This window comes from Pseudoalteromonas sp. Z1A6, assembly GCF_011378745.1.
In the GTDB taxonomy this organism is placed as follows: domain Bacteria; phylum Pseudomonadota; class Gammaproteobacteria; order Enterobacterales; family Alteromonadaceae; genus Pseudoalteromonas; species Pseudoalteromonas arctica.
Window position 1 is genome coordinate 1 of record NZ_WTKW01000128.1, and the last position, 11,199, is coordinate 11,199.

General features: G+C 40.7%; 8 protein-coding genes and 1 riboswitch. Of the genes, 4 read left to right on the plus strand and 4 right to left on the minus strand.

Annotation, left to right across the window (positions count from 1 at the left end; genetic code table 11):
• Positions 1–140 precede the first annotated feature (140 nt).
• Genes GQR46_RS09880 through dapA form a run of 4 tightly spaced genes read right to left on the minus strand, consistent with a single transcriptional unit; the run spans position 141 to position 4,113 of the window.
• On the minus strand, positions 141–1,262 hold the full coding sequence (locus GQR46_RS09880; protein WP_165728326.1) for a succinylglutamate desuccinylase/aspartoacylase family protein: 1,122 nt from the start codon (positions 1,260–1,262) through the stop codon (positions 141–143).
• A 5-nt stretch (positions 1,263–1,267) separates the two neighbouring features.
• On the minus strand, positions 1,268–2,473 hold the full coding sequence (locus GQR46_RS09885; RefSeq protein ID WP_165728325.1) for a PLP-dependent decarboxylase: 1,206 nt from the start codon (positions 2,471–2,473) through the stop codon (positions 1,268–1,270).
• Complete coding sequence (locus GQR46_RS09890) at positions 2,473–3,213, minus strand: 2,3,4,5-tetrahydropyridine-2,6-dicarboxylate N-succinyltransferase (RefSeq protein WP_165728324.1); 741 nt, start codon at positions 3,211–3,213, stop codon at positions 2,473–2,475. Before GQR46_RS09890 ends, GQR46_RS09885 begins: the two co-directional genes overlap by 1 nt.
• Before the next feature lie 15 nt (positions 3,214–3,228).
• Entirely contained in the window at positions 3,229–4,113 is an 885-nt protein-coding gene (gene dapA, locus GQR46_RS09895) for a 4-hydroxy-tetrahydrodipicolinate synthase (RefSeq protein WP_165728323.1), read from the minus strand.
• Positions 4,114–4,303: 190 nt separating this feature from the next.
• Positions 4,304–4,504: riboswitch (Lysine riboswitch) on the minus strand.
• Positions 4,505–4,696: 192 nt separating this feature from the next.
• Between dapA and GQR46_RS09900 the strand changes: the two genes are divergently transcribed.
• The 4 genes from GQR46_RS09900 to acnB all read left to right on the plus strand — a co-directional run bounded on the left by GQR46_RS09900 (position 4,697) and on the right by acnB (position 11,161).
• The gene (locus GQR46_RS09900; RefSeq protein WP_165740846.1) at positions 4,697–5,392 is read left to right on the plus strand and encodes a DNA-3-methyladenine glycosylase I; all 696 of its coding nucleotides are present in this window, start codon (positions 4,697–4,699) and stop codon (positions 5,390–5,392) included.
• A gap of 11 nt (positions 5,393–5,403) precedes the next feature.
• Positions 5,404–6,813 (plus strand): protein adenylyltransferase SelO family protein, encoded by a 1,410-nt coding sequence (locus tag GQR46_RS09905; RefSeq protein ID WP_165740847.1) that lies wholly within the window; start codon positions 5,404–5,406, stop codon positions 6,811–6,813.
• Between the two features lie 396 nt (positions 6,814–7,209).
• The gene (locus GQR46_RS09910; RefSeq protein ID WP_007579984.1) at positions 7,210–8,271 is read left to right on the plus strand and encodes an OmpA family protein; all 1,062 of its coding nucleotides are present in this window, start codon (positions 7,210–7,212) and stop codon (positions 8,269–8,271) included.
• Positions 8,272–8,563: 292 nt separating this feature from the next.
• Complete coding sequence (gene acnB / locus GQR46_RS09915; protein WP_007579986.1) at positions 8,564–11,161, plus strand: bifunctional aconitate hydratase 2/2-methylisocitrate dehydratase; 2,598 nt, start codon at positions 8,564–8,566, stop codon at positions 11,159–11,161.
• Positions 11,162–11,199: the final 38 nt, after the last annotated feature.

Consider the following 11,199-nt stretch of genomic DNA (forward strand, 5'->3'; position numbering starts at 1 on the left):
ACTAACTACGTTAAAAATTATTTATATAGAACAACTATGTACCATAATTTTAGCCTTGTTATTAAGCTATTTTCTTATCGCTATAATAGATCACTAATTTAATGCAATTGGTATTACTCTCACGCAATGAGAAGGGTAAGCTAAAGCTCAAATATGTTAGTAAAAAACTTATAAAGTTCGGTGCCTTGGTTAACACTCGCCGAGGCAAAGTGCAAAATGGCAATTGCATCGCAATCGAGAGTAAGTGTTTGCAGTGGTTGCTCGCTTAAGTAGCGCTCCATGCGTAAAATATTAGCAATAGGCTCACCGGATTTAATGTGCCCACCAAGTGGGGCTATGTATTCAACCATGCCGCCAATGGGGGCGTAATAAGCAAAGTAGTTATCTAAATTACATGCATAGCGAGTGATATTAGCTGGCGTATGCGGTGCATTTTGTAAAACACCTTTGTGATTTAAGTAACTTAAAATACTGTTAGCATCGTTTAGTGCTTCTTTTAAGTCTATTTTTTCTTGGCTGCCTAGCTCTACAGTAAATGCTTCTACAGGTATTGATAATTCACGACCTTGCTCGCTAAGTGCATCACTCAAATGCCACCATGGGCAAAAGTTAGCTTCATCCATTGCACCGTCAAAATCACTAGGAATAAGCAATACATGCTCAATATTAAAGTAACGTGCGCTGTCGGTTGCATAGGTTGGGCAGTACAAATGCTTGCTTGAAATAGGGCCTGTGTGTAAATCGAGTACTATATCAGCCTGATGAGCGAGCTTTTGTAAGTTAAGCGCAATGCGTTTACCCGTATTAAGTAAATAAGCCGGGCCGTTAAGTTTGCTGTCTACTTCGTCAATAAGCGCCTGTTTGAAGTTACTTTTTAATGTAGCGTCGTCATACTGGGTATGATTTTGTGCAAACTGTGCCACTAAATTTTTATTGTAGTGATACATGCGATTCCAATTAGTGCCCGTAATCGGATCGAACCTGCCAAGGGTAAACTCGCCAGATTTTTGATTACAACCAATCGGATTTGCATAAGGTACAAGGGTAATATCGCCACTAAGGTTAAGATGTTTTAATTGCTCAAGTAGCTGAAAAATAACAGCGTTGCCTTGTACTTCAGCGCCATGCATATTGGCCTGAACATAAACACTAGGCCCTGTGCCATCGCCTTTTAAACGATAAACAGGAATTGTAAGCGGTAAGCCGTTTGCAACTTCCCCTACTACAATGTTCTCTTGGCTGATGTGTGTTGTATTACTCATGCTTATTACCTTAAGTAGTGGCTGGCATTTTCGGCTTGGCGAACACAGGTAAGTTCACCGTTTTGCAATGTGTACTCGCCGGCGAGCTCATGGCATAAAAAATACGGCATACTTTCGGTAAAGCCGTAAGCACCGCATTGGCTAAATACTAGCCAGTCGTGCTCATTTAAATCGCTTGGTAAGTTATGTTCACCCAAGCAATCAAGCGCTGTACAAAGTGGGCCGTATAAAGTGACCGCTTGAGTTTTAGCACTGGATTCACGCAGTAACGCAGCAGGAAAATCTTGGCTGGTAACAGCAGGGCGTAATAAATGATTTATGCCACCGCTCAAAATAACCTGTTCTTGGTTATAGTTTTGTTTGCGCTCTACCACTGGGTTTGCGTAATGACCACATTCGCCTACGGCATAACGGCCAAGCTCCATCCATAACTCTTCTACACCCGCATCATGCTTTATTTTAGCGAGAGCAGCTATTAAGTCATCCCAATCAAGCGTTGCTTCATTTTGTGTATAAGGAATGCCTAAACCACCGCCTAAATCTAAAATTTTAAGGCTAATATTTAAATCGTTGGCAAGTTGGCTAAGGGGGGCAATCATTTGTGACCACAAGTCGCTTAGCTTTTGTGTGCTAAGCATGTTGCCCCACTGAAAAATATGCAAACCATCAAAACTAAGAGCTGAATAATCAGATATATTTAAAGCTTGCCACTCATTACAACCCAAACCAAACGGCGTAAGGCTGTCGCCGCCCAGTGGATTTTTTTCACCTTCAGGCCAGCGTAATTGCACTCGCAGTAACACTTGTAACTGCGTATTTTGCAGTTGCGCTTGTTGGTTTAACCAACGTACTTGATTGAGGCTTTCGGCTACGAATATACGTACTCCGCGCTCAATAAAGTGTTTAATTTGTTTAGGGCTTTTTGCAGGCCCTGTGTTGAGCACGCGCTGTGAGCTAATACCTTGTGCTAGCACTTGCTCAAGCTCACCTTTACTTGCTACGTCAAAATTAAAGCCAGCACTGTCTAAGCTTTGAATAATTTTAGACAGTGGATTTGCTTTTACCGCGTACCACAGTTTTACATCGGTTTGCGCAACTAAACGTGCAAGATGCGTGTTTAGTTGATCTAGGTCGTAAACAAAAAAAGGTGTATCAAGTTGTTGTGTAATTGTATTTACAGCGGTTTTGATAGGCGTGCTCAAAAAGCTCATTATCGTAAAACCTCTTCTAGCAATAACGATGCATCGCTTTTCTCGTCGCGGTATTTAACAATTAACGCACACGACATGCTTAAGCCTTGCTCGCGCGCCCACTCGTTTGACGCAGGGCGAGAGCCTGGTATTACGATCGCGAATTCTGGGATTGGCTCGCCTTTATCGAGTTGGCGCTCGTTTACGCAGTCGTATACCGGAATAGTTGCTGATAAACGCACGCCTGGGGCAAGTACTGCGCCTTTTTTAATGACTACGCCTTCAACAATAATACAGCCAGCGCCAATAAAGGCGTCGTCTTCTACAACTACTGGGCTTGCACCAATTGGCTCAAGTACACCACCAAGCTGCACTGCAGCACTTAAATGTACGTTTTTACCTACTTGTGCACACGAGCCAACTAATGCGTGGCTATCTACCATTGTGCCTTCGTCGATGTATGCACCAATGTTTACATACGCTGGTGGCATAATAATCGTGCCTTTAGCAACATAAGCACCACGGCGAACACTAGAGCCACCCGGCACCATACGTACGCCATCGTCAGTACTAAATTCTTGCGGAGCTAAGTTATGTTTATCAACAAAACCACCTGCAAACTCAGTATTAGTGCCATTTTTGAAGGCATCCAAAATGCCTTGTTTTACTTCTACGTTAGCTTGCCATTGGCCGCTTTCGTTTTGTGATGCTGCGCGTACTGCGCCCGATTCTAAATTATTTAATAGTTCTAACCAGCTCATTATAAAAACCTGTATTTAATGCCAAGATAAAATGGTGTTGTTTGCAGTTGTGATGCAATCGGTTTGAGTTAACTCAAGGTGTGTTAAAGGTGGACGAAGTTGCGGGCTGCTTAAGCGACCTTGCAAATGCATCAATACCTTTACGGGAATAGGGTTTGCAACAGCAAATAGGCTATTAATAGCGCTTGACCACTGGGCAAATAAATTAGGGTGTTGACCACTTAAGCTGCGTTTAACAAACTCGTGAGTTTGTGCGGGCCATGCATTTGCAGCTACCGACACCAAACCTTTTGCGCCAGCTTGAGCAAAATAAGGCATTAGCGCATCGTCGCCACTAAAAATAGCTAAATTAGGCGCAGCTTGGCGATAAGCTTCAAACTGAGCAATGCTGCCGCTCGCTTCTTTTAACGCCCATAAATTTTTATTATTTTGTAAGTTTTGAATTGTTGCCGTTGGAATGCTAATAGCACTTCGACCGGGTACGTTATAAAGCATACACGGGTGAACACTTGCATTAAGTAGGCTTTCAAACCAATGGGTTTGACCTATAGCACCGGGTTTTGCATAAAGCGGCGAGCCAAGTAAAAAGCTATGAATAGGTAGTGTATTACAGTAGTTAACCCACTCAATTTGTTGCTTTAAGTTACTACCGCCCACAGCAACCATGAGTGGTACTGCTGGTTTTAGCTGGCATACGTGTTCAACAATGGCTTGTTGCTCTTTTAGCGTTAGTGCTAAACCTTCGCCCGTACTGCCAAGTAGTAAAATACCGTTATGTGCTGCTTCTTGATCGCTAACCAGTTTAGTTAACGTGTTGTAGTCAACATCGCCATGTTGATCAAATGGCGTTACGAGCGCGGTCCACAATGAGTAGTCGTTTAAATTGAAGTTGTTGATCATCTCTCACGAACTTATAATTTGTACCAACTTTATTAAAAACGTGATCATTTTAGCGATAACTAATTTAATGCAATTGATATTATTCGAAGAGTTAAAAAGCTTTATGGAAGGAGCCGCATTAACGTCGTTCGAACTAATAATTCGAAGAGCGAATGGGCTTAAAATAATAGGGCGCACGGCCTTAATATTTAAGACCAGAAGCTCTCCACCAAACTAATAAGCTGCTTTTTATAAGCAGCTATTGGTGACAGTCGCTAGGGTTCAACCTAGTCGCCCGAAATAAACACCTCGCAAAAGTGGTTACTTCTCGGCGTTAATCCCCCTCACGTATGCTCACTGGAGTTTGCGCTCCTAACATACGCTACCTGAATAACGCACCTCTTCTAGCCCTTTACACCTGTTTGTAGAGTAAAAACTTACAAACCTGTGCAATTTAAATAGGGTAATTACGGCGATTAAAGCATTTTAGCCGTCTAGGTGTCAAGCGACTAAATGCATATTCATTCATCCATAATGGGAGTGGTTACGTATTGGGTGCTTTTCTCGTACACTAGCAATATAAGTAGTGAGGTATTTAATTAGTATGGAAAAATTTAGCGATATTTATAAGCGAGCGGTAGAGCGAAAAGGCTCCGAAAAAATGCTTAAGTTATTACTTGCAAAACCGCTATCTAAAAAACAACTAAGCACGTTAAGTGACGACGATTGGCTTGAGGAATTTACTCGAAAAGTATTTCAAAGCGGCTTTTATTGGTCAGTCATTAATAATAAGTGGCCAGGCTTTAGAGAGGTTTTTTGGGATTTTAGCGTTGATAAGTTATTAATGATGCCACCTGATATGCTGGAACAAAAAGCAACGGATGAGCGAATCGTTCGTAACTATAAAAAAGTAAAAACAATTACCGAAAATGCTTACATGATCCACGAAACAGCAGAGGAACATGGCAGTTTTAGTCAGTTTGTCGCTAATTGGCCAACAGACGATATTATTGGTTTGTGGGCATATTTAAAAAAGCATGGTTCGCGTTTAGGTGGCAATACAGGCCCTTATACACTGCGAGCACTTGGTAAAGATACTTTTTTACTATCACGCGATGTAGAGAGTTACTTGCGCGCCCATAAAATTATAGATGGCGGCCTACAAACTAAAAAATCACTGAATGCAGCCCAAGCTTTTTTTAATGAAATGCAAAAGCAAAGTGGCTTAAGTATGCAAGAGTTGAGCTTAATTGTGGCCTATGGTGTAGGTGACAACCGCGTTGGTATAAGTCAGCAATAATAGGAATTACCATGAAATTAGTGCCAAGATACACAGACATTACGGAAAACTTTGCGATAGAAGATTTTCCTGCAAGTGTTGCCTCTCCTCAGTTATTGCTGTGGAACGAGAGCTTAGCAAAAGAGTTTAATATTAACGTTGCAGCTGATTTGCGTGCTAGCACTTTTAGCGGTAACGAAAAACAGGCGATTCCTGCGGTAGCACTTGGTTACTCTGGGCACCAATTTGGACATTTTTCACCACGTTTAGGCGATGGGCGAGCGCATTTGCTGGGCGCTATTAATGATGATAAAAATCAGCTGTGGGATATTCAATTAAAGGGCTCTGGTGCTACTCCTTATTCTAGAGGGGGAGATGGGCGCTGTGCACTTGGTCCTGCTATTCGTGAATACGTAATGAGCGAAGCAATGCATGCACTGGGTGTTAAAACCACCCGATGTTTAGCCGTCGTTGGCAGTGGTGAAACGGTTTATCGTAATCCGCCACAAGCAGGTGCAATAGTGACTCGTTTAGCAAGTAGCCACATTCGTGTTGGTTCATTTCAATATTTAGCGACGCAAGGCGATGTTGAAGGGCTTAAGAATTTAGCTGATTTAGCTATAGAGCGTCATTATCCAGAAATAACAGATATAGGGCCACAACGCTATTTAGCCTTTTTAGGCGCTGTAATTAAAAGCCAAGTTGAATTAGTGGTTAGTTGGATGCGTGTTGGTTTTATTCATGGAGTAATGAATACCGATAATACGCTAGTAAGTGGAGAAACCATTGATTACGGCCCCTGCGCCATGATGAATAATTTTGATTTTGACACCGTGTTTAGCTCTATCGATAAACAAGGTCGTTATGCCTTTGGTAATCAACCTAATATAGCTAACTGGAACTGCGCACGCTTAGCTGAGAGCTTAATACCGCTTATTAGTGATGATGACGAGCAAGCTGTTTCGTTAATGACGCCATTTATTAATAGTTTTGCTGAGCAGTTTAATACTGAGTTTACGGCTATGTGGGAGAAAAAACTGGGCTTGAGTGCAAAAAATGCAAGCGGAAGTGAGTTAATTGCAGGGTTATTAACGCTATTAAAAGATAACCAGCTCGACTACACCAATACCTTTGATGCACTTACTGAATCCTTAAAGGGAGAAACAGTAGTACCAGAGTCGCTAATCAAATGGAGAGCTAAGTGGGTAAACTTAACTTACAATAATAGTTATGAAGTAATGAGAGCGGCAAATCCTCGTGTAATTCCTCGTAACCATATGATCGAAAAAATAATTGCAGAGTATAATGCTGCAGGGTCTAGTGAGTTACTAGAGCGCTTTATGAAAATAGTGGGAAATCCGTATTCTGATGATGAAAAGCTATCAGAGTTTCAGGCTGCACCGATAAATGATAATGATTACCAGACTTTTTGTGGTACTTAACTCTTAACTTTAAATATAACCACATGATTAAAAAGAGTCATTTTTTAATCAAACATGCGCATATATCTAGGGGAATGTTAATTCTGGTGGTATTATGCGCCGAATTAAAGCCAAGCAATGTTTCTTTGCATTTACATTTATAAGTGCATTTAATTTAATTGCTCTTACATTCCTTGCTAAGTACTAATTTACAAAAAACTACTATATTTATTTTTCAATAAAGTTTTAATTTCGCCTATAGTAAGTGGATGTGTGTTGTGACTGGGCATAGAAAAAAGTTATAAACTTTATTTTTCGTTAAGTATTGATTAACAAAGGCTCAGTTAGTCTATATAAAACTGATTGAGCTAGTATCGATTAGCTACAATTTAAAATTGTTCAAATGGGAAGAAAACAATGAAATTAAAATCACTTACAATTGCAATCGCGTTGGCTGCAACTAGCGCATCTACATTCGCTGCTGATAAAGAAGAAGGTTTCTACATTGGCGCATTTGGCGACTACTATGACGCATCTTGGAAAAACATGCGTGCTCAAGCTGGTCTTGACGTAAATGAATCAACTGGCTGGGGTGTTGAAGCCGGTTACCGTTTCAGTGATTACTGGAGCGCACGTCTTGAATATGCAGATATGGATTTTAATGCTTTTGATAAAGTTGCTGGCAACCGCAACAGTATTGATGGCGAGCGTTACGGTATTGATGCTCTTTACCATTTAAATGGTGGTCCTTTCTACGGTCTTTTCGGTATTAAAGAAATGGACGTAGTAGATGACAACACATTCTTAAATGCAGGTGTTGGTTACCAACATTTCATTACAGATGGCTTATTTGTAAATGCTGAAACAGCTGTATACCAAGGTCTTGACCGTGGTTACACAGATGTAGGCGCTAAAATTGGTATTAACTACTTATTTGGCCAAAATTCAGCTCCTGTAGAGCCAGTTAAACCAGCTCCAGAGCCTAAGGTAATTGAAGTAGCTGTAGCTCCTACAGATAGCGACAACGACAACATTCCTGATGCAGATGATAAGTGTGCTAACACGCCTATGACTGATGCAGTTGATGGCACTGGTTGTACTTTATATGAAGATAAAGAAGTAACTGTAAGCTTATTAGTGACTTTCCCTAACAATGCTTCAGCAGTATCTACTCAGTACTTAAACGATATTGAAAAAGTATCTGCATTCTTAAAAGAGTACCCAGATACAACAGTACTTTTAGAAGGTCACACTTCTTCTGTAGGTAAAGCAACTTACAACAAATGGTTATCTAAAAAACGTGCTGATGCAGTAGCTAAGCAATTAGTTTCTGATGGCATTGCTAAAGACCGTATTACTACAGTTGGTTTAGGTGAAGAGCGTCTTAAAAATGATGCAAACACTAAAGCTGCAAACGCAGAGAACCGTCGTGTAGAAGCGCATATCAAAACTATCAAAAACGTTAAAGTTTTACGTTAATTAAATAGTTTGTAATAAAAACCCAGCCAAGTGCTGGGTTTTTTTATGCCTGTAATAAATTAATATTGGTTAATGGTAATGATTCTTACTTAACAAGTATTCATGAAAATAGTTTTTACTACAACCACTATTCATAGTATTTATAATCGGTATAATCAGTTGCGTAACTGGATGGATTTTCATCTATCCATAAAAGCTTTATAATTACGCGTTAGAATACTATAAGTATTGGGTAACTTATTTGCGCTTGAAGCGCTACCGGATACTTTCACGTCACCAAGAGGGCAATATTGTGCTACAAGAATATCGTAAACACGTAGAAGAACGTGCCGCGTTAGGTATCGTACCAGCGCCATTAGATGCTCAGCAAACTGCTGATCTTATTGAATTAATCAAAACTCCACCTGCAGGTGAAGAAGAATTCATTTTAGATTTGTTCATTCAGCGTATACCAGCAGGTGTTGATGATGCTGCTTACATTAAAGCGGGCTTCTTAGCAGCTGTAGCTAAAGGTGAAACTAATTCTCCACTTGTTTCTAAAGAAAAAGCGGCAGAATTATTAGGTACAATGTTGGGCGGTTACAATATCGCACCAATGATTGACCTACTTGATGACGAAACACTTGCACCAATCGTAGTTAAAGGCCTTTCAAATACATTACTTATGTTTGATGCGTTCTACGATGTAGAAGAAAAAGCAAAAGCAGGTAATACATTCGCTAAGCAAATTATTGAGTCTTGGGCAAATGCAGAATGGTTTACTAATAAACCAGCTGTTGCTGAAAAGATTTCAGTTACTGTATTTAAAGTAACTGGCGAAACAAATACTGATGACTTGTCTCCTGCACCAGATGCATGGTCTCGTCCAGATATCCCACTTCATGCTTTAGCAATGCTAAAAATTGAACGCGATGGTATTACACCTGATAAAGCGGGCGAAGTAGGTCCAATTACTCAGATTGAAGAATTAAAAACTAAAGGTTTACCACTTGCTTACGTAGGTGATGTTGTTGGTACGGGTTCTTCTCGTAAGTCTGCAACTAACTCTGTACTTTGGTTTATGGGCGATGATATCCCGTTTGTACCAAACAAGCGTGTTGGCGGTGTATGTTTAGGTAATAAAATTGCTCCAATCTTCTTCAACACAATGGAAGATTCAGGCGCATTACCAATCGAATTAAATGTTGATGAACTCAACATGGGCGAGCAAATCGACATTTATCCGTACGAAGGTGTTGTTAAGCAACATGGTACTGATAAAGTGATTTCTACTTTTGAGCTTAAATCTGATGTGATTTTAGATGAAGTTCGTGCTGGTGGTCGTATTCCACTAATTATCGGTCGTGGTTTAACTGATAAAGCGCGTACATCTCTTGGCTTAGGTGCAACTGATACATTTAAAGTACCAACAGCAACAGAAGTTTCTGATAAAGGCTTCACACTAGCGCAAAAAATGGTTGGTAAAGCATGTAACGTTGCAGGTATTCGCCCAGGTCAGTACTGTGAGCCTAAAATGACAACTGTTGGTTCGCAAGATACAACAGGTCCTATGACACGTGATGAACTTAAAGATCTAGCATGTTTAGGTTTCTCTGCAGATTTAACAATGCAGTCATTCTGTCATACATCAGCTTATCCTAAGCCTATCGATGTAAGCACTCACCATACGCTTCCTGATTTCATCATGAACCGTGGCGGTGTTTCACTTCGTCCAGGTGATGGTATTATTCACTCGTGGTTAAACCGTATGTTATTACCAGATACCGTAGGTACTGGTGGTGATTCACATACACGTTTCCCATTAGGTATTTCATTCCCAGCAGGTTCGGGTGCAGTAGCATTCGCAGCAGCAACCGGTGTTATGCCACTTGATATGCCTGAATCTATTTTGGTTCGTTTTAAAGGCGAAATGCAACCAGGTATCACTCTACGTGACCTTGTTCATGCAATCCCTTACTACGGTATCAAACAAGGTTTATTAACAGTTGAGAAAAAAGGTAAAATTAACGAATTCTCTGGTCGCGTACTAGAAATTGAAGGCGTTGAGCACCTAACTGTTGAGCAAGCGTTTGAATTATCAGATGCATCTGCAGAGCGTTCGGCAGCAGGTTGTACTGTTAAGTTATCTAAAGAGTCTATCTCTGAATACCTTGAGTCAAACATTGTTATGCTTAAGTGGATGATTTCTGAAGGTTACGGCGATGTACGTACGATTGAACGTCGTATTACTGCAATGCAAGATTGGTTAGCTAACCCAGAACTAATGGAAGCTGACGCTGATGCAGAGTACAAGCATATCGTTGAAATTGATTTAGCTGAGATTAAAGAACCTGTTCTTTGTGCTCCAAATGACCCAGATGATGCGCGTCTTCTTTCTGATGTTGCTGGCGAGAAAATTGATGAAGTATTCATCGGTTCTTGTATGACTAACATTGGTCACTTCCGTGCTGCTGGTAAGTTGCTTGATGGCTTTAAAGGTCAACTTCCGACTCAGCTTTGGGTTGCTCCACCTACTAAGATGGACAAAGACCAACTTACAGAAGAAGGTTACTATGGTATTTTTGGTCGTGTTGGCGCACGTATCGAAACTCCAGGTTGTTCACTATGTATGGGTAACCAAGCACGTGTTGCAGATAAAGCAACAGTTGTGTCTACCTCTACACGTAACTTCCCTAACCGTTTAGGTAATGGCGCAAACGTATTCTTAGCATCATCTGAGCTTGCTGCAATTGCTGCAATCATTGGTAAATTACCAACAGTTGCTGAGTACCAAGAGTATGCTGCGAAGATCAATGCAACGGCGTCAGATACATACCGTTACTTGAACTTCCACCGTATGCCTGCTTACACTAAAAAAGCAGACAACGTGATTATTCAACAAGCTGTATAATTTTTAGAGTTTGTTTAAAAACCCGCTTAGGCGGGTTT